Genomic DNA, 22,257 nt, shown 5'->3' on the forward strand with positions numbered 1-22,257 from the left:
GCATATCGCGCCTCGTCCCGTCGCTACGTAGAGGTCGCAGTCACTTCGGCTTGCGGCCCATGCCCGCGGCAAAGGCGATCCGCAGGGCTTCGGACAAATTGCGGACCTCGAGCTTGGCCATCAGGCTCGCGCGATGGACCTCGACCGTTCGCGATGAACAGCCCAGGTCATAGGCGATCGTCTTATTGGGCAGGCCGTTCGCCAGCCCTTCCAGCACTTCACGCTCCCGGGGCGTCAGTGCAGCGACCCGCACGCCGGCTTCAGAGGTTTCCAGAGTGCGAAAGTCGACATCGTCGAGACACGCGAACGCGCGGCTGACGGCGCCGAGCAGGGCCGCTTTCTCGAAGGGCTTCTCGAGAAAGTCGACCGCGCCGCCTTTCATGGCCTGCACCGCAACCGACACGTCGCCATGGCCGGTCAGGACGATGACCGGCATGTTGACCCCGCGTGCTGCCATGGCGGCCTGAACCTCGAGACCGTCCATCTCGGGCATGCGCACGTCAAGGATGACGCAGCCGACGGCCGCCGACTTCGCCTCCTTGAGAAACTCCACGCCCGAGGCATAGGTCACGACGTCGTAGCCCGCGGTCTTGAGCGCAAAGCTCGCCGCCTTGCGGATGCTCTCCTCGTCGTCGACCAGATGGATGACGCGTCTATCCCCCATGTTCCTCCTCCGCCCGCGCATGGATCAAGGTAAAATGAAAGCGGGTGCCGCCGCGGTCGGGGCGCTCCATCCAGATACGGCCGCCATGCGCTTCGATGATGGTCCGGCAGATCGAGAGGCCGAGGCCCATGCCGTCGGCCTTTGTCGAGTTGAACGCCGTGAAGAGCTGCTCGCGGATTCCGTCCGCGATGCCGGGACCGGTATCCTCCACGGTCACCTCGATCAGCCCGTCAGGGCGCAACCTGGTCGCCACCTTGAGGTCGCGAACCGGACACTCCGCCATCGCCTCGATGGCATTGCGCATCAGGTTGACCAGCACCTGCTGGATCTGCACCCTGTCGACGAGGACCAGCGTCGCGGCGGGATCGACCGCAAAGAAGCTGCGGATGCCGCGCTCGCGTGCACCGACCAGCGCGAGCTGGCTCGCCTCGGCGATGACCTGCGGCAGCTCGTGGAGGCTCTTGTCGACCTCGCCGCGGGCGACGAAATCGCGCAGGCGCCGGACGATATGGCCGGCCCGCAGCGTTTCCTGTGCCGCATCATCCATCACCGACCGTAGCGACACGAAGGGTTCGTCGTCCCGCTCGTCGAGCATGTCGCGGATCGTCTCGAGATAGAGCGCGACCGCGGCAAGCGGCTGGTTGAGCTCATGCGCGAGCGTCGAGGCCATCGTGCCCATCGCGCTCAGCCGAGAGACATGGACCAGCTCTGCCTGCAGTTCCTTGAGCCTGAGCTCATCCTGCTCCTTGGCGGTGAGATCCCGGATAAAGCCGGTGAACAACCGCTGCCCGTCTTCACCGGCCTCGCCGACCGACAGCTGCATCGGGAAGGTTGAGCCGTCGCGGCGCTGGCCGACCACGACGCGACCGAGGCCGATGATCCGGCGCTCGCCGGTCTGCAGATAATGCGCGAGATATTCGTCGTGACGGTCGCGATCGGGCTGGGGCATAAGGCAGGAGACGTTGCGGCCGACGAGCTCGGCTTCGCTGTAGCCGAACAGGCGTTGTGCCGCTGCGCTGAACGACGTGATGGCGCCGGTCTCGTCGATGATGATCATCGCATCCGGCACCGTCGCCAGAATCGATTGCAGATGCTGCTCGCGGGTCTCGATCGATGCGCGGACCGCCGCCTCGTCGGTGACATCGCGGCTGATGCAGGCGAAGCCGCGATGTGTGTCGCCTTCGAACAGTGCGGTGATCGTCAGGCGCGCCAGATATTCCGCGCCGTTCTCGCAGACCCGCCACGCTTCGCGCTCCAGCGTGCCCTCGTGAAGGGCGGCCGCCAGGTCTGCGCCTGGACGCCCCGCCGCAATCTCGTCGGGCGGGTAGAACAGGTCGTGGGGCTGTCCCAGGACGCGATCGAGCGGCCAGCATTCGGCACGCTCGCCTTCTTCATTATAGCTCAGCACCATCCCGGAAGGATCGAGCAGCGTCAGGACGTGGCCGCCAGCCTGTCGCAGGAACAGCGGCGCAAGCCGCGCCACCTCCCTGGCAATCTCGTCGGGCCCGCGCCTCGTGTAGACCATCGGCCGGCTCACACGCCCGGCCGGGCGCACGTATCCGGGCGTAGCCGGACCGTGCCACTCAGCGCCGCGCGAGTATGGCCTTCATCTCGTCGATTTCCTGCCGCTGCGAGCGCTTGATCGATTCGCAAAGCCGGATGACTTCGGGATCGCTCAGCTTTGCTTCCTGGCACATCAGGATCGCGCCGGAGTGGTGTGGGATCATCGAGCGCAGAAAGGCCGTGTCGCCGATCGTGGTCTGCGTGCGGATGAACGCGAAGCTGCCCAAGAAGGCGACCAGCGACGCGGCGATCAGCGCGATGTTGGCGGCCTTCGACGGGAACATGTGCCGCATGGCGAGGATCATGAGCACCACCATCGGTGAGACCATCATCAGCGTCATGTAGAGCATGTTGAGGTTGTTGTAGAAGCTGTCGAGCCCGTCGATCATGACGAACATCACCAGATACATGATGACGCCGCTGATGACGGTCTGGAAGGCCAGGCTCCAATAGGCGCCCATCTTCCGTGTGCTCATGTGGGACGAATGATCCATGGCGTATCTCCTTCGTTCGGCGCAGGCCGACCTGGGTCTCAGTGTAACGCCCCGCTCTCCTGTTCGCCCCCGCCATCAGCCGTCCCGATGCTAGAACCAGAAGCGGATGCCGGCGACGAAGCTGGTGGCATGGACGTCCTCGCCGGCAAGCCTCGACAGCCGCGCCGTGTCGCCGGCTTTGCGCAGATAAGAGACGCCGATATAGGGTGCGAACTGGCGGCTGAACTCATAGCGCAGGCGCGCGCCGAGCTCTATGTTGACCAGCCCCGAACCGATGTCGTTCTCCGGAATATCCTGCGCGGCGAAATTGACCTCGGCGCGCGGCTGCAAGATCAGGCGCTGGGTAATGCGCTGGTCGTAATAGCCCTCGACCCGGCCCAGAACATCGCCCTTGGTCGAGAGGAACAGCGCGCCTTCGACTTCGAACATGCCGGGAGCCAGGCCCTCGACGCCGACCGTCGCGTAAGTGCGGTCGGGCCCGCGGCCGAAGTCCTGGCGGATACCGCCCTGAAGATTGAAATAGGGGTCGATGGCCCGGCTATAGAGCACCTGCACCTCCGCGCTGTCGATGCCGCGGCCGAACTCGCCTTCGCCCTCGCTCTTGAGCCAGAGCCGGTTGATATCGCCGCCGTAAAAGCCTTCGCCATCCCAGCGATAGCCATCGCGACCGCTATGCGCTTGATACTCGAACAGGTTGAGCAGCACCTGCCCGAAATTGTTGCCGCCGCTGTCCTTCATCATGATGTCGCGTGAGCGCGCCATCTCGGCGCCGGGAAAATCACGATCGGCGAAGTGGTCGCTGGGGGGAGGCGGCGGGGGCGCATTGCCGGCCGGAAGCGCCGTGCCGGTCATTTGCATGCCGGGCATGGCGGTCTGGCCATGCTGCGAATGGTCCATCCCGGGCATGTCCGGCATCGCGCCGTCCTGATGCTGGGAGTGGTCCATGCCCGGCATGTCCGGCATCGCGGGAGACGCGGGTTGCGGCTGACCGGCCGCATCTCCCTGCGGCGCAGGACTGGCCTGGTGCTGCGAATGGTCCATCGCCGAGGTGGCGTCTGGCGCTGGTGTCTGAGCGCGCGGCCTGGCGGCGGCCTTGTCCTTCTTCTTCTCCTGCGCCGGCGGCACCTCGCCCGGCGGCGCCATGCCGGGCATGCCGTGCATTGAATGATCCTGGGCAAAGGCGGGCGCGGCAGCGAAAAGGGCGATCGCGCTCACCAGCGGCGTGAGGATGCGGGTCATTACGCGTCTCCCTTCGGACGGACGCTCACGACCCGCATCATCCCGGCATGCATGTGGTAGAGGAGATGACAGTGGAAGGCCCAGTCGCCGACCGCGTCGGCGGTGAAGTCCCAGGTCACCTTGCCGCCGGGCTGGACGATTACCGTATGCTTGCGTGGCGCATGATCGCCATGCCCCGTCACCAGCTCGAAAAAATGCCCGTGAATATGGATCGGATGCCCCATCATCGTGTCGTTGATGAGATTGACGCGCACCCGCTCGCCTTCGATGAAGGGGATCGGCTCGTGATGGTCCGACATTTTTTCGCCGTCGAACGACCACATGAACCGCTCCATGTTGCCGGTGAGGTGAATGTCGATGCTGCGGCTCGGCGCGCGCACGTCCGGATTGCGATCGAGCGCCATCAGGTCCCTGTAGACAAGCACCTTGTGGCCGACGTCGGCGAGGCCCTGGCCGGGCTCGCCGGTGCGGTCGACGGGCATCGGCGAGATGGTCTGGACGCTCGGGTCGCGCTTCACCTGCGGCGCGTTCGAGAAGTCTCGCATCTTCATCGACCCCATCGCGTGCCCGCCATGGTCCATGCCCGCCATCTGGCCATCGGCGCCCATCGCGCCGTGGTCCATCCCGCTCATCGCGGAATGATCCATCCCCGAATGATCCATGCCTGCCATGGCGCTATTGTCCATGGTCGCCATCGCTGCCGCCGCGCCGGTCGCGAGGCGCGCGGACGCGTTCTTCTCGGCCGTCGGATCGACGCCCCGCATAGCGCCGCCCGACATGTCCATGCCTTCCATGCCCGGCATCGAGGACATGTCCATGCCCATGTCCTTCATGTCGGCGAGCGGCCGTTTGCGTAAGGGGGGAACCTCGCCGGCCATGCCGGCGCGCGGCGCGAGCGTGGCACGCGCCATGCCCGAGCGGTCGATCGCCTCGCCGACAAGGGTGTAGGCCTTGTCATCGCCTGGGCTGACAACGACGTCGTAGGTCTCGGCAACACCAACCTGGAACTCGTCGACGGTGACCGGCACCACATTCTGCCCGTCGGCCTGGACGATGGTCAGCGGCAGGCCGGGGATGCGGACGTTGAAGGTGGTCATCGCCGACGCATTGATGACCCGCAGCCGCACCCGTTCGCCCGGGGTGAAGAGCGCGGTCCAGTTGTCCATCGGACCATGGCCGTTGACGAGATAGGTGTAGGTGGATCCGGTCACATCGGAGATGTCGGCCGGGTCCATCCGCATCTGGCCCCAGTCGAGCCGGTCCTTGAGCGGCTGATCCTTGCCCGACAGGAGCCCGGCCAGGGTCTGGCGCTGGAAATTGAAATGGCCGGGGTTGACCTTGAGGCGCCGGAAGATCGCCTGCGGCGAGAGCGCGCTGTGATCGGCGAGCACGATGACATGCTCGCGGTCATAGGCGACCGGATCGGCACCGGCGGGATCGATGATGATCGGGCCGTAATGGCCTTCCTGTTCCTGCAGGCCTGAATGGCTGTGGTACCAGTAGGTGCCGCTTTGCACGACGGAGAACTGGTAGAGGTAGTTCGAGCCCGGCTTGATGCCCGGAAAAGACACGCCCGGCACACCGTCCATATTGGCCGGCAGGATCAGCCCGTGCCAGTGGATCGAGCTGTCCTCCTCCAGCTGATTGATGACGTTGAGCCGCACGCGCTGGCCCTCGCGCAGCCGGATCAGCGGGGCGGGGACCGTGCCGTTGAGGCCGATTGCCCGGAACTTGCGCCCGTCGATGGTCATCGACTGCCGGGCGATGGTGAGCGTAATGTCTTCGCCCGACACGGTCGGCAGCGTCGGTCGCATCCCCGGCGAGATCGTCTGCGCCCAGGCCGGCAGCCAGGCTGACAATGCTGCGCCGCCGCCGGCGAGGGCCGCGCCGCGGAGGAACTGGCGGCGGTCGAGAGCAGAAATCATTCGGTTGTCTCAGCTTTAAGAAAGAGGGCGTACCTATTGGGAATACGCAGCATGGCCTCATCCCCCTCAAACTTTCTTTAATATTTCCGAAAGGCGTGCCCTAGCTCGATAGAGGCGCGTTTCGACCGCCTTCTGGCTGATCCCGAGAATTTCGGCGGTTTCAGCTTCCGATTTCTCGTCGATCGTACGCAAAATAAGCGTGTCCTTGAGGGAAGACGGCAGGGCAGCAATCGCTTTCATTGCTTGCGCGAGCTGCTGTTCGGCCCCGATCGCCTGATCGGGCAGCGGTGCGTCGTCGGCGACGCCGTCCGCCTCGCCGAGCGGTAGGGCTAGGGCAAAGAAATTTCGAACCGCTCGCCGACGCCGCCAGTCATGGCATTTGTTGATGACAATCCGGGACATCCAGACCTGGAAGGGTCGGGTTACGTCATAGCGGTTGAGTGCGGCAAAGGCCGCGACGAAGCTCGCCTGGGTGACATCCAATGCCTCATCCATAGATCCGACATGGCTGCGCACGAGCCGGTGAACCCAACCTTGATGCCGGCGGACCAGCTCGCCATAGGCCGCTTGCCGGCCTCCAAGCGCCAGAGCCGCGAGCTCCCCGTCCGAGCAGTCGGGGAGGCACGCGGTCATTCGGATTTGGCCGTCAGCGCTTTCACCACGGCGTCGTCGAATTTGTCCGTCTGATCCGGGCGCAGCACGGCCCGCATCGCGAAGATATGCTCAAGTGTTTCTTTCTGCAGCGCGCCCATGGCCTGGTGCGAGCGATCCACCGCAGTTGCGACTTGCGGGCCATAGCCATGCTCCGCTTCGATCGCTTCCGCGAGACGCGCATTGTCGGCGCGCAATTCGGCCTCCAGCGCTTGACGCCGGATCGCGTAGTTCTTCTCGATTGTCTCGAGTCGGCTGTGTTGCGCTGAATTCAGCTTCAGATCGCGATGGAGCAGCTCGTGCAGCTCATTTTCGACCGGGCGCACTGGAACCACATAGACGCGGCCAATGACAACGCCAGCGATCGCCGCGGCGAAGGTCACCAGGACGAGGAGCAGGAGCCGGCGGCGGTCGCGCATCACTGCGAGCTCAGCAGCGTCGAGGGCGCAAGCGCGAGCCGAGCATCGAAGGGCGATAGCGGTTTGGCATCAGCAGACCGTGTCGAAACTGCCGAGCCGGCAATTCCGATGAACAGCGCGGTTGCGGCCGCGATGCCGAACGTCATAGCGCCAAGGCTTGGTATGGCCCGGATGCGCGCTATTTCCGCCATGACCCGGCTTTCCAGGCCGCCGAGCCTGGGATCGAGAGGCGCATCGCGCAACCGCGAGAGCAGGTGGTCAAGTTCATCCATGGTGCTTCTCCGTCTTCATCCATCAATACGCACGATGGTCCAGGAACCCTTGCTGTAGATTGAAAAGAATAATTGCGAGGGGTGGGGGCTCGGGCTGCGTATTGTCTCATGGGATCTACAGGAGAATGTTCCAATGCGTTTCTTTTCGCCTCTCGCAGTTATCGCCGCCGTCGGCCTGAGTGTTTCTGCTCCGGCCTACGCGCATCCCAAGCTTGTGTCCTCGACGCCCGCCGCGAACGCCAGCGTCTCGGCGCCGTCGCGTATAACGCTCACCTTCAGTGAAGGTCTGATGCCGAAGCTGTCGGGCGCCGAGATCGTGATGACCGGCATGCCCGGCATGCCCAACCACCGCATGGCGGTAACCGGCTTCAAGACGTCCGTCGAAGGCGACAAGACGCTCGTGCTGACGCTCGCCAAGCCGCTCATGGCGGGCAGCTATCAGGTCGCCTGGCACGTCGTCTCGACCGACACGCACCGCATCCAGGGCAATCTCGCCTTTACCGTCAAGTGACGCCATGAACGACGTGGCACTCGTCGCCGTCCGCTGGGCGCTCTACGTCGATCTCGGCCTGTTGTTCGGCCTGCCGCTGTTCGCGCTCTATGCGCCCGGCGGCGGCCGGATGGTACAGCGGCATCTGCCGATGGTAGCAATGGTGGCCGGTCTCGCCTGTCTCGCCCTCCTGCTGTCGGCGCTGGGGTTCGCGTTGCAGGCAGCGGCCATGACCGGGCTGCCGCTCACCCAGCCTGATCTTTCCATGGTCGCAGAGCTGTTCAACGGCACGTCCATGGGAACGGCGCTGAAGGCGCGCCTCGTCGCGCTCCTCGTTCTTCTGCTCTCCATCCCCTTCTATCGCCGGCAATCCCGTCCTGCCTTCATCGCCTCCACTCTGGCAGGCGCGGTCGCACTCGCGACCCTCGCCTGGAGCGGGCATGGCGCGGCCGGCGAAGGCGAGGCGGGCTGGCTGCAACTGGGGGCCGATCTCATCCATCTGCTCGCCGCGGGCGCCTGGGTCGGCGCGCTTGCCGCATTCCTTGCGCTGGTTCTTACCAGGCTCGCAACCGATGATCTCGCCACTGAAGACATGGACCGGGTCATGCTCGCCGAGGAAGCGCTGCGGGGCTTCTCCTTCGTCGGCACGATCATCGTCGCCCTGCTGATCCTGACCGGGACGGTGAACGGCTGGTTCCTGGTCGGCCCGGGCAACATCGCGTCTCTCGGGCAGTCGACCTACGGCCTGCTGCTCATCGCCAAGCTGCTGCTCTTCGCCGGCATGCTGGGCCTGGCCGCGCTCAACCGTTATCGCCTGACCCCGGCACTTGCGCAGGCGATCGAGGAAGAGGACGCGCCACGGGCGCAGGCGCTGCTGCGCGCGAGCCTCGTCGTCGAAGGCGGTCTTGCGATCGTCATTCTCGGGCTGGTCGCCTGGCTGGGGACACTGTCGCCACCCATGTCGATGTAGTTTATCGTTTCGAACGCCTCGCGTTGGGAGAAGCCAATGCAATCGTACACCCCGCCGCGCGGGACTGGATCGACGAAAGACTATGATCGCGCGATCCGCCTGTGGGCGCGGGAGAAGCGGTGGCGTGCCGCCATGCTTGCCATGCTGCGCCCGGATTGGCGCCTGGTAATCGCCGATTATGGCCGCCAGCACGGGTCTCATGCGGCTCGCCTTCCGCCTGACCGTGCAGCGGCTCGATGGCATCGACGATACCCAGCCCAATGCCGACGGCGTGCTCCCCGGCCTGATGGCGGCCAAGCGAACGGGCCCGCCGATTTGGCCACTTAGGCGATTACGTATTGACCCTGACACGGTGTCAGACCCTAGATCGTCAGGCGTCGAAAGGAGCGAGGCGATGAACGAGACACATGGAGCGGCGCATGGCGGCGGTTGCTGCGGCGGCCACGGCACCGCTAAAGCGGCGACCGGCGTCAAGGACCCGGTCTGCGGCATGACCGTCGACCCGGCGACCACGGCGCATCACGCCGAGCATAGCGGTGAAAGCTATCATTTCTGCAGCGCGGGCTGCCGGACCAAATTCATCGCCGATCCCGAGCGCTATCTCGGCCCGCCGACGCCGCCGGTCGCGGCGCCCGAAGGCACGATCTGGACCTGCCCGATGCATCCCGAGATCCGCCAGGACCATCCCGGGTCCTGTCCGATCTGCGGCATGGCGCTCGAACCCGCGACCGTGACCGCCGACAGCGGCCCCAGCCACGAGCTAGTCGATTTCACGCGGCGCTTCTGGGTCGGCCTCGTGCTGGCTCTCCCGGTGCTGATCCTCGAGATGGGCGCGCATGTCTTTCCCGCGATCCATCGCCTCGTGCCGATGTCTATCTCGGTATGGATCCAGTTCGTGCTGGCGACACCCGTCGTGCTGTGGGCGGGCTGGCCGTTCTTCGAGCGTGGCTGGGCCTCGCTCAAGACCCGCAACTTCAACATGTTCACCCTGATCGCGATGGGGACCGGGGTCGCCTGGATCTACAGCGTCATCGCGACGCTCGCGCCTCAGCTGTTCCCGCCGGCCTTCCGCGGCGAGGACGGCATGGTTGCCGTCTATTTCGAGGCGGCCGCGGTGATCACCGTCCTCGTGCTGCTCGGCCAGATGCTCGAACTGCGCGCGCGGGAACGCACCTCGGGCGCGATCAAGGCGCTGCTCAACCTTGCACCAAAGACCGCGCGCCGGATCGGTTCTGATGGGAACGAAGAGGAAATCAGCCTTGATCTGGTTGCGGTGGGCGACCGCCTGCGGGTGCGGCCGGGCGAGAAGGTGCCGGTCGACGGCGTAGTCGAGGACGGCCGCTCCTCGCTCGACGAGTCGATGGTCACCGGCGAATCCATGCCCGTCACCAAGGCAAAGGCCGACACAGTGATCGGCGGCACGCTCAACCAGACCGGTGCGCTGGTGATCGTCGCCGACAAGGTCGGCCGCGATACCATGCTCGCACGCATCGTCCAGATGGTCGCTGAGGCGCAGCGCTCGCGCGCGCCGATCCAGCGCATGGCCGATCAGGTGTCGGGCTGGTTTGTGCCCGTGGTCATCGCGGTCGCGGCCGTCGCGTTCATCGCCTGGGGCATCTGGGGTCCCGAGCCGCGCTTCGCCTATGGGCTGGTGGCGGCGGTCGCCGTGCTGATCATCGCCTGTCCCTGCGCACTGGGGCTGGCAACGCCGATGTCGATCATGGTCGGGGTCGGCCGCGGCGCCGGGCTCGGTGTCCTCATCAAAAATGCCGAAGCACTCGAGCATATGGAGAAGGTCGACACTCTCGTCGTCGACAAGACAGGCACGCTGACCGAAGGCCGGCCTGCCGTCACCCAGGTCGTGCCGGCGCCCGGCTTCGACGAAGCCGAGCTGCTGCGTCTTGCCGCCTCGGTCGAGCGGGCGTCCGAGCATCCGCTCGCGTTGGCAATCGTCGAGGCCGCGAAGGATCGCGGCATCGTCACGAGCGACGTCATCGACTTCGACTCGCCGACCGGGCGCGGCGCGCTCGGCACGGTCGAAGGGCGGCGCATCGTCCTCGGCAATGCGCAGTTCCTTGCCGACGAAGGGGTTGCGACCGATGCGCTCGCCAGCCAGGCCGACGCGCTGCGCCGGGATGGCGCCACCGCGATCTTCATCGGGGTCGACGGCACAGTCGGCGGCGCCTTCGCGATCGCCGATCCGGTGAAGGCCACGACACCAGAAGCGCTCGCCGCGCTCAAGGCGGAGGGCATTCGCGTGGTCATGCTGACCGGCGACAACCGCACGACCGCGGAAGCGGTCGCCCGACGCCTGGGCATCGACGAGGTCGAAGCCGAGGTGCTGCCCGATCAGAAGAGCGCCGTGGTCGCCAGGTTCAAGCGCGAGGGGCGGGTCGTCGCCATGGCCGGCGACGGTGTCAACGACGCCCCCGCGTTGGCCGCCGCCGACGTCGGCATCGCCATGGGTTCCGGCACCGACGTCGCGATCGAGAGCGCTGGCGTCACGCTGCTCAAGGGCGACCTGACTGGCATCGTCCGGGCGCGGCGGCTCAGCCAAGCGACCATGTCGAACATCCGCCAGAATCTCGTCTTCGCCTTCATCTACAATGTCGCGGGCGTGCCCGTAGCGGCGGGTGCGCTCTATCCGCTGTTCGGTATTCTGCTCTCGCCCATTATCGCGGCGGCGGCGATGGCGCTCTCTTCGGTGAGCGTGGTCACCAACGCGCTGCGCCTCAACCGGAAAGCACTGTGAACATCGGCGAGACGTCACGGCAGAGCGGCGTCTCTGAGCGGATGATCCGCCATTATGAAAAGATCGGCCTCATCCCGGCGCCGGCGCGTCGGGGTGCTGGCTATCGTGACTATGGCGAGCGCGACCTCCATCGCCTCCGGTTTATCGCCAATGCCCGCGATCTCGGCTTCCCGATCGAGGAGATCCGCACGTTGCTCAGCCTTTGGGCCAATACCGGCCGTGCCAGCGCGGAGGTGAAGCGGCTTGCCCTTGCCCGCGCCGATGAGTTTCAGCGCAAAGCCGAGGCGTTGACGGCGCTGCGCGACACGCTAATCGACCTGGCTGAGCGCTGCCAAGGCGACGAGCGGCCGGATTGTCCGATCATCGCCGAACTGGCCGCGGCCCGATCCGCATAGCATCCGGCATCGCACGGCCGAGAATTTTAGGGGTGCCCGTTTTCGGTCGATTCGTGCAGGTCGACGGCGAAAGCGATCCGCAACAGGTCGGGCAGGCTTTGCGCGTTGAGTTTGATCATCAGACTGGCCCGATGCAGCTCGACCGTGCGCGACGTGACGCCGAGTTCATCTGCGATAAGGCTATTTGGATAGCCTCGCGAAATTCCTCTCAGAACGGCCCGTTCGCGCTGCGTCAGTCTCGCGGCTTTCGAAAGAGCGTCGGCCTGTTCGGAGGCACGACGGGCTATACTCTCAAGCCAGCTGAAGCCGCGGTCGATCGCGCCGAGCAATGCGGCCTTCTCGACCGGTTTGGCGAGAAAGTCGGCAGCGCCCGCCTTCATCGCCTGTACGGCGAGCGTAGGATCGCCATTGCCCGTCAGCACCACGACGGGCATGTCGATACCGCGTCGCGTCAGCTCCGCCTGAACCTGCAGGCCGTCCATGTCGGGCATGTGCATGTCGAGAACCACGCAGCCTTTCTCGGCGTCCTCTGCGCTCAACAGAAACTCCGGCCCCGAAGCGTAGGCTTCTACGGCAAACCCTGCGGTCCGCAACGTGAAACTTAGTGCTTTTCGTATTGTCTCTTCGTCATCGACGATATGCACGACGCGCTTGTTCCCCATAGCCCCCGAGATCGATCAATACGCAGTGCCGCGAGGGCAGCGCTTCAAGGGATACTTCTCTGCACGTTGGACTATGGTCCCAGGTCAAGAGTAAAAATTTGGCGAGGCAAAACGGCGAAGGACAGCGAAACTGTGAGGGTTCGGCTACTCCGCTCACACCAATGCCGCGGTCGCTGCGGCTCATTGCCGGGTCTCTGCTCCGGACGATGCATGCGAGTTGCCCGCGCCGCCCTCGGCGCGATCGAGCCATCGCTACGCTTCCATCACATCGTCGACCGGCAGCGGGTTACTGGCGCCCGGCGGGCGAGGGGGGCGGGTTGGCCCTTGACGGCTGCGCGATCGGACGCCCAGGATAGCAGGGTGGCGCGCTTTACTTCGGGCTCAAGCTTCAGGTGCCCAGCAACGTCGAGGGGATCGATGAACGAGCGTGTGTGCGACACGACATATCCTCCTTCCCTGCCGCGATTTTCTCCGAAAGGGAGATCTCAGGAGATTGGTTCGGACTCGTTTAGGGTCAATGGATGAGGACGCGCACAGCGTTTGCCGGGCGTTCATTTCCGTCTTAGAACTGACGCGCAGCACGCCATTCAATCCGGTGGCGAACGGCCTCCGCGATCGCTGGCATGACGTCTATATCATTCGACGCATGTGCAACCGCGTTCGTGCTGACGATCCTTTCGACAAGCCCACCCAGAACCTGCGCTGCATCGCCGGCAAAAAGCGGATGCACGACCACGCAATCCGGTCGCGCGAACCCCATGCCGACCAGTTGGCGCGCCGCCTCGGTGAGGGTCCGACCGGATGAGGCGATATCGTCGACCAGCACCGGCTGGCGATCGAGAAACGCTGGGGCATTCGGAATCGAGATGGTGACGTGACGGTCGCCGGATCGGATTTTCTCGCACACGAGAAACGGAGCATCGGCATCGGCCGCCACCTGCGAGACCCACTGTTCGCTTTCCAGGTCCGGACCGATGATCAGCGGGCGAGCGACATTGCGCTTGATCCACGAGGCCAAAAACGGCGCGGCATGAACAACCTGGGTTGGGATGCGGTAGATTTCCGACAATTCATGGTAGCGATGGAGATGCGGATCGACCGTCACCAGCCAGTCGAGATGGCGAGACAGGATCGCAGCAAAGGTTCGCGACGTCACCGCCTCGCCGGCATGGAAGCGTATGTCCTGGCGCATGTAAGCGAGGTAAGGGGCGACGAGCCCGATCCTGCGAGCGCCAAGATCGCGCGCGGTGTCGGCTGCGAACAGCAGCGGCAACAGCTTGGCGTCCGGATGATCGAGACTGGACAGCAGGATGACCTCGCGGTCGCTGACGTCGTTTCCGACCCTGAGATAGGTTTCCCCGTCAGGAAACTGACGATGCTCGATCGTGCCGACCTCTGCATCGAGCGCGGCGGATAGCGGCTGTGCCAGGGCCTCGCTGCCAGGCAGCGCGAACAGCACGGGACGGTTCATAGCGCTTCAATCCCGAAGATCGGCCCGTCGCTCACCGCATAGGCCGCCGCATAATCGAGCTCGCCCGGGCTCTCGGCATGAATGGTGCACAAGGGAGCCCCGGCATCCACCATCTGGTTCAGCCGACACTGCAGCGCGACGCCGGCGGCCTTGGCCATCGGCGCGCCGGCAAGCTTCGCGACCGTCGCGAGCTTGCGATTGTCGATACTCACCAGGCGGCCGCTATAGGGAGCGATCATATCCTGTTGGAACCGGGCGACCGGTGGAGCCCGCATGCCGCCCTGCGCTTCGCAGATACGTTGGAACTTGGCCCAGGCCCGGCCGCTTTCGAGGCACGCCCGCGCACGCGCATAGCCTTCGCCGGCCGGGGCTGCGTCCGCGAGCTCAAGCAGTCCTCCCGCCAGCTCGCAGGCCCGGTGGGCGAGATCCTCGGCGCCCGGCTGCCCCTGGAGCACGGCAAGGATATCCTGCGCCTCGAGCGCCGGACCGATGCCCCGTCCGATCGGCTCGGCGCCGGGGCCGCGCATCACGCGCGTGCGAAGCCCGAAGGCTTGGGCGACAGAGCTCAGCGCCCGCTCGAGCGTGTCGGCGGCATCGGCTCCGCGTACCTTGGCGGTCGGCCCGACCGGGATGTCGATGACCAGATGGGTCGCACCGGCCGCGATTTTCTTGGACAGCACCGAGGCGACCATCTGCCCGACGGCATCGATATCGAGCACCCGTTCCACGCCGATGATCACATCGTCGGCAGGGCTGAGGTTGACGGCGCCGCCCCAGGCGATGCAGCCGCCTTCGCGCTCGACCACCTTGCGGATTGCGGAAACGTCGAGGTCGACAGGTGCCAGCACCTCCATCGTGTCCGCCGTGCCGGCCGGCGAGGTGATCGCCCGCGACGATGTCTTGGGCATGATCAGGCCCTCCGCGGCCATGATCGAGACGATGATCGGCGTGGTGCGATTGCCCGGCAATCCACCGACGCTATGCTTGTCGACGATGACCGTTCCGGGCCACTGCAATCGCTCGCCGACATCGACCATCGCCCTGGTCAGGCTGATCGTTTCGTCCGTATCGAGCGGGACCGCTGAGCAGGCCGTGACGAATGCCGAGAGATGGACATCGCTATAGCGTCGCTCGGCGATGTCGGTGATGATCGCTGAAAAAGCCCCGTCACTGAGACGATTGCCATAGATACGCCGACGCACTTCGGCGAGCGAGGCGAGAGGCTGGGCGTGCGCGATCTCGACCGGATCGCCCTCGCTGACGCCGAGCCGCTGCCATGCGGATTCCGAGAGGCCGATCTCGCCGGGCGCTGGAGTCTCCGCGGAACTGTGCAGCAGCGAGACGACGATTTCCCGCCCGCCGGCGCGCAGCGCGACCTGCGCGCGGGACGCAAGACCTTCCGAGCGGCAGACGGGACAGTCGTGGCGCATGACCGCGATCAGATCGCTACCGGCACCCGACAGGCCGATGCGGCGTGCCCGCAGCGTCGTCGCGACAGACTCTGCTTCGGCGTTCTCGATGATCCCGGGCTTCACGCGAGCATGCCCCAGCTACCCAGCGCCGGTACGCTGCATGCCCAGCCCAGTTCCTCCGAGACACGCTTCGCCAGGACGTGGGCGCCGGTCGGCTCGCCATGGGTGACATAGACGTGGCGCGGGGCCTCGTGCAGCGAGCCGAGCCAGCGCATGAGCTCGTCGCTGTCGGCATGCGCCGAGAGCATCGTCAGGTTGGCGACCTCGGCTTCGACCGGGATATACTCGCCGTGGATCTTGATCGTCCGGGCGCCGCCGATCATGGCGGCGCCGCGGGTGCCCGCCGCCTGGAAGCCCGAGAAGAGGATGAGGTTCTTCCCATCCGGCGCGAAGCGCTTGAGATGGTGGAGCACGCGGCCGCCCGTTGCCATTCCGCTGGCCGAGATGATGACCTTTGGGGCGGGGTTGGCGGTGAGTTCCTTGGATTCCTCCACTTCGCGCACATAGTGCGCGACGCTGCACGCCGCTTCGCACTCGGCGCGGGCCAGGCGATGCTCGTCCATGAAATCGCACATCAGCCCGCTCGCGTTGATCGCCATCGGGCTGTCGAGGAAGATCGGGATGTCGCGGAGGCGTCCCTGCGCGCGCAGACGCGAGAAATGATAGAGAAGCGACTGGACCCGTCCCACGGCGAAGGCCGGGATCACCACCGTCCCTCCTCTCTCGACGCATCGTTCGACATGATCTCCAAGCGTCTTTGTCGGATCGACCTGCTCGTGGCGCCGATCGCCATAGGTCGATTCCACCAGGACATAGTCGGCGCGCGCGGGCGGCTCGGGATCTTTCATCACCGAATCGCCGTAACGGCCGATGTCGCCTGAGAAGAGGATTGTCCGCCCCTTCCAGTCGATCTCGATCGACGCCGCGCCGAGGATGTGGCCGGCGCGATGATAGCGCACCCTGATGCCGTCCGTGACTGCATGCCACGCTCCGAACTCGATCGGCCGGAAGAGCTGCAATGCCAGACGCGCGTCAGCCTGGGTGTAGAGCGGCAGCGCCGGCTGGTGCCTGGAGAAGCCGTGCCGGTTGGCGAACTCCGCATCCTTTTCCTGCAGATGACCGCTGTCGGGAAGAAGGAGCTCGCACAGGGCCGCGGTCGCCCGGGTGGCAAGGACGGTACCGTCCCAGCCCAGGCGCGCCATGCGCGGTAGCGCGCCCGAGTGATCGAGATGAGCGTGGGTCAGCAGGACTTGGCCGACATCGGCGACTTCGGGTGGAATTGGCGCCCAATTAAGGCGGCGCAGATCCCTGGGTCCTTGAAACAGGCCGGAATCGACAACGATCTGAGTTTCACCATCGTCCACCAGATAACGCGACCCTGTGACCGTTCCCGATGCGCCGAGAAAGGCGACGCCGAGACCATCGGCCGGGCGCTTAGCCAGATCGATCCTTGCTTCGCGCTCGAGGACGGTCACGCCGGACTGGTTGCGGGAATGGTGCCGTTTCTTTCTCTTGTGCATGGACGCGGGCCTGCCTCTCACGATTATGTTCGTGAGCGCAGCTTTGATTCGCGGACGCCGCACGCCTATACGCAAAAGCCGCAGCACGACTGCTGCTCCCGACAGTTGCGTCGCGCGAACACCGGTGGCCGATCCGATCGATCACCTTACCCATGCTTGCGCGATGCCCTTCGGACTTCGGTCTCTACTTATACCTTGCTCCTTGGACTCGAGCCTATGCAGGCTGGACGTTGACTAGAAGAGAACGGCATATGGGCGAACATGACCATCGCATGCGCAAGCGCGGCAAGATCGTTCTGATCGGCTTCCTGCTCGTCGCCAGCTTCTTCCTCATTACCGAGCATACCGCGCACTTCCTGGGTGTGCTGCCCTATCTCATCCTGCTCGCCTGCCCGCTCATGCACCTGTTCATGCACCACGGCCAAGGTGGGCATCAGCATGGCCATGAGCCCGGCCAGGCACCCGCCGGCTTGCCGGCCAATCCCAACGGCCGCATCGAAGGAGAGTCGCGATGACGCACGCCGACTATGGCTATGGTCTGTGGGGGCTCGCGCTGGTCAATGCCGCCGTTTTCATCCTCTTTGCGTTCAGCTTCTTCAAGCCGGCAACGCGGCGCGACTGGCGCAGCTTCGGCGCGTTCAGTGCGTTCATCGTCGCGCTCTTCGCCGAAATGTATGGCTTCCCGCTCACCATCTTCCTGCTGTCGGGGTGGCTCCAGTCGCATTTCCCCGGCGTCGACTGGTGGAGCCACGATGCTGGCCACATCCTGGAAATGATGTTCGGCTGGCGCATCAATCCGCATTTCGGCCCGTTCCACATCGCCAGCTTTGTGCTGATTGGTGTAGGCTTTTGGCTAATCTCGATCGCGTGGACGGCGCTTCACACGAGTCAGCGCAAACACGAATTGGCAATGACGGGGGTCTACGCCCGGGTGCGGCACCCTCAATACGTAGGGTTCATCCTCGTCATGCTCGGTTTCTTGCTACAATGGCCGACGCTTCTGACGCTTGCCATGTTTCCAGTGCTGGTGGTGATGTACATTCGTTTGGCTAAGCATGAGGAGAGATACGCGCTCGCGACCTACGGCGATAGCTACCGCCAGTACATGGCCCATGTTCCCGCCTTCTTCCCCAGCTTGCGTTGGAAGCGGGAGATTGCAGGACTGGCCTTCACAGGAAATGCTCGAATGGCAGGCCATCAGACGGACGGGCCGGTTAGCGAGGGTTCTCGAGAACACGACAACATGCTGCCAGGAGGTTAGACGTTGTCCTCCTCCGCAAGATCATCACGAACATGACGAAATCGAGGGGGCGTATGTGACCATGCAGGTGACGATCCTTGCGATTGTAGTAAACGGCGTTCCCGTCCTGAGCCTCCATCAGACCCGATCCGCGGCCTGGAAGCGGCTCATGAGATTCATAGACGCGAAATGGCCGGAGCGCCTGGGAGCGATGCTTCCCCCTGCCGAAGACGAAGCGAAGGCGCGCATGTTCTTTCGCGAGGAAGATAAAGACCTGTACGCGATCATCGACGCCGACATATCAGAGCTGCACGATGCCTTGGGGTGGGTCAAAGATCCCGTCGTTGGTTAGCCCGTCACGCGATCGCCCTCGAAAAGCTGGGCCGCCCACCGATCGAGATCGCAGCCACGTCCTGAACGTCACCGAAGTTCAGGACGTGACCGAGCCCGGGCAGTGCGATCGGGCGCTATCTGTAAGCCGGACAAGCAACTGACCTGTTCGACCGCCGTGCCAGCGGGCTGATTGCCAAGGGCGCGGCCGGATTTTGCGTCGGCGCAACGGGTGTCAGTCGGTGTCGGCCTCTACGGAGAGATGTGCAGCGGCTGTCATCTATCGCCCCGGCGCGGAGGAATCGGAGGTGAGCCAAGGCCCTTAACGGCAAGCCCCGAACTGGCGAGGGGTGGCGCAACGCCTCACGCCCGCTCAGCAGCCCTGGATTATCAAGCATGGTGTAAGCTGACGGCCGAGCCGGCGGGGGGCAAGACGCACCGGATCCCCTGTCTGGGACACGGTGGCGTTCGTGCGCTAACTCTCGGGGATGACGGCTGAGCCGTACAAGCGCTGGTCGCGGGCGCACCTGTCGGCCACGCGGGATGATGAAGAATCTGGCAGGCACGAAATGAGACACGCAAGGATGGAGATTCGACCCTGAGAAGCACCAAACTTCGGCTGCACCTTCTCGCGAGCCGCACTCACAAGTGGCTCGCGATCATTGTCGGCGCGCAGCTTCTTTTGTGGTTCGCGAGCGGCGCGTTCGCGCCTCCGAGCTGGTGGTGATCGACGTCACGGACATCACGGAGGCGCTTGACCCGGAGGCGCGGCTACTGACTATTGCGCGCAGCAAGGGAGATCCGGAAGGAGAGGGGGCGACCGCTTATCTGTCGCCGCGATCCGTGCGCGCCATTGCGGCCTGGCGTGCTGCCTCGGGCATTGAGGCCGGCCCCTTGTTCCGCCGGGTGCAGGTACGGCGCTACAAGGCCCGCAAGGCGGTCCCGGGGCGGCGCATCGATAGCATCTCGAGTCGCGAGACCTGGGACTTGCGCAAGACGCTACCGAAGCCAGCTGTGGCGGCGCGTGTGGAATATGATATCGGCACGGCGGCGCTGCATCCCGGCTCGATCGGGCCGATCTGGCGCGCCATCATCAATCAAGCTTTCGAGCGCGGCGCACTACCGGATTTGACCAAGGACGATCTGGAACGGCTGCTCAAGGGGATCAGCGCGCATTCGACTCGAGTGGGCCTCAATCAGGACTTGTTCGTCGTCGGGGAGGATCTCGCCGGGATCATGGACGCCCTGCGCTGGAAGAGCCCGCGCATGCCTCTCGCTTACAACCGGAATCTCGCGGCCGAGCAGGGCGCGGCTGGCCGACTAATGGCGAAGATTGGGTGACGGGGCTAGGTCTGTCGCGGCGAAACGGCATGATACAATCACATTAGAAATCAGGCTGAGCCCCCTGAATTGCAGAAGGTCCGCCGATCTTCTCCAAACCCCACTCTTCAGGCGGTTCAAAGATCCGGACGTCAGTCTCGACGGACCGCGCCCGTGCCAGCAGGCCCGGCTTGTTATAGGTCCAGGCCCGGCTCTCGTAGCGTTTCTCACTCAGCGAGGCGATGAGCATCGCGGCCCTGGGGACCCGCTTGCCGATGCGGCGCAGGGTCATATGGTCCTCATTGCTCATCACTGCCGGGGTATCCGGATGCGTGTGCCAGTCTCCAAGATAATCCAAATCGCCAGCGCTGGCCGAAAATGCCTGACCTATTTGCTCCAGTTGCCAAACATGATCCGGTATGAAGGCGTGCCGCCCGTGCATTGCGCGTGGTCCGGGACCGATGACCCGGGCCACGATCCGATCGTCGCCATCGTGCCAACCGAGCATCACGCCGCCTGTTTCCAGCGGATGGAATGCGGTGCCCAGTTGAAGAATTCGACGATTTGCGGCGGCGCTGAGCCAGAGAGTCACGCAACCTCCCGGCCACAGCAGACGGGGTGCGCGCGGGCATGCCCGACCTCCCAGGTCGGTAGGATCCGCCTCCCGTCCTTGAAGTGCGAGAGGACGGCAACGTCCCAATCCCCCGCGTCGAAAACATCCGGAATGGTGACGGCAAGCACACCGCGAACAACTTGTAGCGACACTTCCTGCAGATCGAACGAGCCCCCCGTGAATGTCGGCGCATTGCATCCGACAGGAAGTACGGTGCCGCCGGTGTCTTCCGCGGGCTGCGGTAACGTGCCGTCAAGCCATTGAGATTGGACGCATAGGAAGCATGCTGGATGATCGGTCGCGAACTTCGCGACCACGCCGCCTGCGGCGCCCAGGGTTGCATAGCCGATCACAAGAGGGGTTCCGATATCTTTGCAATGAAACGCCAGCGCCTGCTGGCATTCGGTTGACGCCGACGTGTCGATCACGACGTCAACTGAGCCGATCAGCGATCGCAATTGCTGCAACGGGTTCCCTTTGAGTTGTCCAAGGTCTTGCGAGTCAGAAAGCGCCGCGCCGACTTTGGTTTGGCCGCTGGACGCCTGCGTCCACGGGTAGTTTTGCTGGATGAACGCTGCGAGCACTTCGGACTTGGAAACACCCCATACCGCGCGACCGAGCGGCCAGCGAACATAATTGCCGGGCTCGACCAGGTCGGGATCGAACAGGCTGATTTCCTTGAAACCGGCTCGCGCCAGCTCAATAGCGGCGAAGCTTCCGATCGCACCACATCCTATGAGCAGGGCCTTCTTACCGCGCAGTGCGCTGGCGACCGGCAATCGACTGAACATGTCGTCGGAAATGCCGTAGCCCCGGATGAAGCTGACATGGCGACGCTTGCCGACCCAACGATTAGCCAGGAAAATCCATCCGTCACCAAGACCATTCGGCCCATAAGCGACCTCCTCCTCGATGAGAATCGCCGTGATGCTCAAGGGGGCTTTCCCGATCTTCGTCCAGCCGCTTGCTTCCCCTTGGAACAGGTTCGCCTCAGCTGCGACCAGTGCTTCCGCTTCGGCTAGGAGGGCTGCCGCGTCCCGTCCAAGGGTCGGTTTCATGCGCACCCATCGGGCTGGCAGTGGCGACCACTTTCCTGTTCGCTGCGGCAGTTCAAATGGCTCTGCGAGCCAAACCCCTTTAGCAGGTCTCGTCTGCGTCATGATCGCTTCGAAAGCTGCGCCGTCCTTCTTAGGGCCGGCTATCGGGCGTTCCTGGCTGACGGCGGTCGCTGGGCCGAATTTGCCGGTTGGAGCGGTGCGCCCCTGTCCAAAGTACACGGCAGAGTTGGTTTCACCCTGGCCGTTAAAATAGGTCGAGAGCGGATCTGGATAAGGCTCCTCCGCCTTGGCCGCTTCTTCCCAAGAACCAGCATTGCGGTGGCCGATGGCATCGAACAGCTGCTGCAACTGGCGGTCGATCATGTCAGCCACAAGTTCGTTCGGGTCCCACTGGTCATTGCCTTGGATCAAAAGGCAAAGGGCCTTGCTGTGCGGATTTTGATGGCGATCGAGTTCAAGATCGGGTGCCGTCACTTCGGGGCGGCAATAGGGGTGTAACGAGGAGAACCCGACAAGTAGCCGAATATCTCCTCGCTCCTTGGCCGGCCAGATAGCTTCCAACAGGAGGAAGCCATCTGACTTGTGCTTAACCAAAACCGCAGCGCCGTGGCGTTCAAACGCGGCCAATTCGGCCCGGTACAGGCCGTCCCACGAGTCCCACCAGCCCTCGGTTGCGGTCATCTGTTCAACCAACCGGGCGGTGGGGTGGCGGGTTGGACGGCACCGGCGGACCATCC

Annotated in this window: 21 protein-coding genes and 1 pseudogene; 8 read left to right on the top strand and 14 right to left on the bottom strand. The window is 64.5% G+C overall.

Going from position 1 to position 22,257, the window contains the following annotated elements; all coding sequences use genetic code 11:
* Positions 1 to 40 precede the first annotated feature (40 nt).
* The 8 genes from ACFOKF_RS00360 to ACFOKF_RS00395 form a co-directional block, all read right to left on the bottom strand.
* Positions 41 to 664 (bottom strand): response regulator transcription factor, encoded by a 624-nt coding sequence (locus tag ACFOKF_RS00360; protein WP_380792243.1) that lies wholly within the window; start codon positions 662 to 664, stop codon positions 41 to 43.
* A complete protein-coding gene (locus ACFOKF_RS00365; protein WP_007683359.1) occupies positions 654 to 2,189 on the bottom strand; it encodes a two-component system sensor histidine kinase NtrB in 1,536 nt (511 codons plus the stop codon). Before ACFOKF_RS00365 ends, ACFOKF_RS00360 begins: the two co-directional genes overlap by 11 nt.
* A 58-nt stretch (positions 2,190 to 2,247) precedes the next feature.
* The gene (locus tag ACFOKF_RS00370; RefSeq protein WP_007683361.1) at positions 2,248 to 2,721 is read right to left on the bottom strand and encodes a DUF305 domain-containing protein; all 474 of its coding nucleotides are present in this window, start codon (positions 2,719 to 2,721) and stop codon (positions 2,248 to 2,250) included.
* Between the two features lie 90 nt (positions 2,722 to 2,811).
* A complete protein-coding gene (locus ACFOKF_RS00375; RefSeq protein ID WP_007683363.1) occupies positions 2,812 to 3,960 on the bottom strand; it encodes a copper resistance protein B in 1,149 nt (382 codons plus the stop codon).
* Entirely contained in the window at positions 3,960 to 5,885 is a 1,926-nt protein-coding gene (locus ACFOKF_RS00380) for a copper resistance system multicopper oxidase (RefSeq protein WP_007683365.1), read from the bottom strand. The genes ACFOKF_RS00375 and ACFOKF_RS00380 overlap by 1 nt, the downstream gene beginning before the upstream one ends.
* Positions 5,886 to 5,951: 66 nt before the next feature.
* On the bottom strand, positions 5,952 to 6,518 hold the full coding sequence (locus ACFOKF_RS00385; protein WP_007683367.1) for an RNA polymerase sigma factor: 567 nt from the start codon (positions 6,516 to 6,518) through the stop codon (positions 5,952 to 5,954).
* Positions 6,515 to 6,955: a periplasmic heavy metal sensor gene (locus tag ACFOKF_RS00390; RefSeq protein WP_007683368.1), complete on the bottom strand. Its 441-nt coding sequence runs from the start codon at positions 6,953 to 6,955 to the stop codon at positions 6,515 to 6,517. Before ACFOKF_RS00390 ends, ACFOKF_RS00385 begins: the two co-directional genes overlap by 4 nt.
* The gene (locus tag ACFOKF_RS00395) at positions 6,955 to 7,227 is read right to left on the bottom strand and encodes a hypothetical protein (protein ID WP_007683370.1); all 273 of its coding nucleotides are present in this window, start codon (positions 7,225 to 7,227) and stop codon (positions 6,955 to 6,957) included. The genes ACFOKF_RS00390 and ACFOKF_RS00395 overlap by 1 nt, the downstream gene beginning before the upstream one ends.
* A gap of 133 nt (positions 7,228 to 7,360) precedes the next feature.
* Between ACFOKF_RS00395 and copC the strand changes: the two genes are divergently transcribed.
* From copC to cueR, 4 genes are all read left to right on the top strand, one after another.
* The gene (copC, locus tag ACFOKF_RS00400; RefSeq protein WP_007683372.1) at positions 7,361 to 7,738 is read left to right on the top strand and encodes a copper homeostasis periplasmic binding protein CopC; all 378 of its coding nucleotides are present in this window, start codon (positions 7,361 to 7,363) and stop codon (positions 7,736 to 7,738) included.
* A 4-nt stretch (positions 7,739 to 7,742) separates the two neighbouring features.
* Complete coding sequence (gene copD, locus ACFOKF_RS00405) at positions 7,743 to 8,687, top strand: copper homeostasis membrane protein CopD (RefSeq protein ID WP_007683373.1); 945 nt, start codon at positions 7,743 to 7,745, stop codon at positions 8,685 to 8,687.
* Positions 8,688 to 9,081: 394 nt separating this feature from the next.
* Positions 9,082 to 11,439 carry a heavy metal translocating P-type ATPase gene (locus tag ACFOKF_RS00410; protein WP_007683374.1) on the top strand — a complete coding sequence of 786 codons (2,358 nt, stop codon included), beginning with the start codon at positions 9,082 to 9,084 and terminating at the stop codon, positions 11,437 to 11,439.
* A complete protein-coding gene (gene cueR, locus ACFOKF_RS00415) occupies positions 11,436 to 11,834 on the top strand; it encodes a Cu(I)-responsive transcriptional regulator (protein ID WP_004212744.1) in 399 nt (132 codons plus the stop codon). The genes ACFOKF_RS00410 and cueR overlap by 4 nt, the downstream gene beginning before the upstream one ends.
* Before the next feature lie 26 nt (positions 11,835 to 11,860).
* On the opposite strand, the gene ACFOKF_RS00420 is transcribed toward cueR, so the two are convergent.
* The 4 genes from ACFOKF_RS00420 to ACFOKF_RS00435 form a co-directional block, all read right to left on the bottom strand.
* Positions 11,861 to 12,496, bottom strand: a complete 636-nt coding sequence (locus ACFOKF_RS00420) for a response regulator transcription factor (RefSeq protein WP_007683376.1) — start codon at positions 12,494 to 12,496, stop codon at positions 11,861 to 11,863.
* Positions 12,497 to 13,058: 562 nt separating this feature from the next.
* Entirely contained in the window at positions 13,059 to 13,967 is a 909-nt protein-coding gene (locus tag ACFOKF_RS00425) for a ribose-phosphate pyrophosphokinase (RefSeq protein ID WP_004212748.1), read from the bottom strand.
* Positions 13,964 to 15,502: a thymidine phosphorylase family protein gene (locus ACFOKF_RS00430; RefSeq protein WP_021245238.1), complete on the bottom strand. Its 1,539-nt coding sequence runs from the start codon at positions 15,500 to 15,502 to the stop codon at positions 13,964 to 13,966. The genes ACFOKF_RS00425 and ACFOKF_RS00430 overlap by 4 nt, the downstream gene beginning before the upstream one ends.
* Positions 15,499 to 16,959 (bottom strand): MBL fold metallo-hydrolase RNA specificity domain-containing protein, encoded by a 1,461-nt coding sequence (locus ACFOKF_RS00435; RefSeq protein WP_021245239.1) that lies wholly within the window; start codon positions 16,957 to 16,959, stop codon positions 15,499 to 15,501. Before ACFOKF_RS00435 ends, ACFOKF_RS00430 begins: the two co-directional genes overlap by 4 nt.
* Positions 16,960 to 17,210: 251 nt before the next feature.
* Between ACFOKF_RS00435 and ACFOKF_RS00440 the strand changes: the two genes are divergently transcribed.
* The 4 genes and pseudogenes from ACFOKF_RS00440 to ACFOKF_RS00455 all read left to right on the top strand — a co-directional run.
* On the top strand, positions 17,211 to 17,474 hold the full coding sequence (locus ACFOKF_RS00440) for a DUF2933 domain-containing protein (RefSeq protein ID WP_013039078.1): 264 nt from the start codon (positions 17,211 to 17,213) through the stop codon (positions 17,472 to 17,474).
* Entirely contained in the window at positions 17,471 to 18,220 is a 750-nt protein-coding gene (locus ACFOKF_RS00445) for a methyltransferase family protein (protein ID WP_021245240.1), read from the top strand. The genes ACFOKF_RS00440 and ACFOKF_RS00445 overlap by 4 nt, the downstream gene beginning before the upstream one ends.
* Positions 18,221 to 18,275: 55 nt before the next feature.
* Entirely contained in the window at positions 18,276 to 18,551 is a 276-nt protein-coding gene (locus ACFOKF_RS00450) for a hypothetical protein (RefSeq protein ID WP_030541607.1), read from the top strand.
* 680 nt (positions 18,552 to 19,231) lie between these two features.
* A pseudogene (locus tag ACFOKF_RS00455) lies at positions 19,232 to 19,870 on the top strand (integrase); the annotation flags it as partial.
* Between the two features lie 43 nt (positions 19,871 to 19,913).
* Here ACFOKF_RS00455 and ACFOKF_RS00460 read toward each other — a convergent pair.
* Positions 19,914 to 20,441 (bottom strand): Mov34/MPN/PAD-1 family protein, encoded by a 528-nt coding sequence (locus ACFOKF_RS00460; RefSeq protein ID WP_021245243.1) that lies wholly within the window; start codon positions 20,439 to 20,441, stop codon positions 19,914 to 19,916.
* The gene (locus tag ACFOKF_RS00465; RefSeq protein ID WP_158230061.1) at positions 20,438 to 22,201 is read right to left on the bottom strand and encodes a ThiF family adenylyltransferase; all 1,764 of its coding nucleotides are present in this window, start codon (positions 22,199 to 22,201) and stop codon (positions 20,438 to 20,440) included. The genes ACFOKF_RS00460 and ACFOKF_RS00465 overlap by 4 nt, the downstream gene beginning before the upstream one ends.
* Positions 22,202 to 22,257 lie beyond the last annotated feature (56 nt).

Origin of the sequence: Sphingobium rhizovicinum, from assembly GCF_042647625.1 — a bacterium.
Classification (GTDB): Bacteria; Pseudomonadota; Alphaproteobacteria; order Sphingomonadales; family Sphingomonadaceae; genus Sphingobium; species Sphingobium rhizovicinum.